General features: G+C 56.0%; 1 protein-coding gene. It reads left to right on the top strand.

Annotated features, from left to right (window positions below):
• Positions 1-152: 152 nt before the first annotated feature.
• A partial coding sequence (locus H7U37_RS14995) for a DDE-type integrase/transposase/recombinase (RefSeq protein ID WP_204876963.1) occupies positions 153-964 on the top strand: 812 nt, incomplete at its 3' end.

Below are 964 nucleotides of genomic sequence, written 5' to 3' on the forward strand. Positions count from 1 at the left end.
GTACAATACATGTTGGACAGTTGAATAAAAAAGGATGAAGGATAGGGCCTCATCGGTTAAAGTTGAGTTGCGACACAACAACTTGACGAGAGGGGGCCATATCCTTCATGAGCAAGAGTATAACACAGGACATGGCGTATCGGCAATCCTTAATGAGATACGCGGAGAAATACGGCGTCAGCCGAGCCAGCCGGAAGTACAACAAGAGCCGGTCGTATATCTACTTCTGGAAGGCCCGCTGGGACGGTACGGTGCAGTCCCTGGTCTGCCAGTCCCGGCGGCCCCACAGCCATCCCAACCAGCATACAGAGGCGGAGTTGAAGCTGATCCGGGATATGCGCCGCCGCAATCCAGACCTGGGCATGGTGGAGCTGTGGCACCGGCTGCGGAAGCGGGGCTATTCCCGCCGCCCAGAGAGCCTGTTCCGTATTCTGCGCAAACTGGGGCTGTTTCCTGCGGCAGAGAAGAAAAAGACATACAGGCCCAAGCCTTATGAGCAGATGACCTATCCAGGCCAGCGGGTCCAGGTAGATGTAAAGGTAGTGCCACGCAGGTGTATTCCAAACTACGAGCTTCGCCTGTTCCAATATACCGCCATTGACGAGTTCACCCGTCTGCGCTTCCTGGCTGCCTACCCGGAACAGAGTACCTACTCCTCCGCTGACTTCCTGAAAAAGCTGCAAAAGTGGTATGCCCGCCGGGGCATCCGGGTGGAGTGCGTCCAGACGGACAACGGATTTGAGTTCACCAATCGTTTTTCCAACAGCAAGAAAGACCTGCCCACCCTGTTTGAGGCCACCGCTGCCCAGCTCGGCATCCGCCACAAGCTCATCCGTCCCTATACGCCGCGTCACAACGGCAAAGTGGAACGCAGCCACCGGGAGGACCAGAAACGCTTTTACTCCTGCCACAGTTTTTACTCCCTGGACGATTTTTCCAAGCAACTTGCTGTCCACAACCGCCG

Origin of the sequence: Pseudoflavonifractor phocaeensis (assembly GCF_016901735.1) — a bacterium.
Classification (GTDB): Bacteria; Bacillota; Clostridia; order Oscillospirales; family Oscillospiraceae; genus Pseudoflavonifractor_A.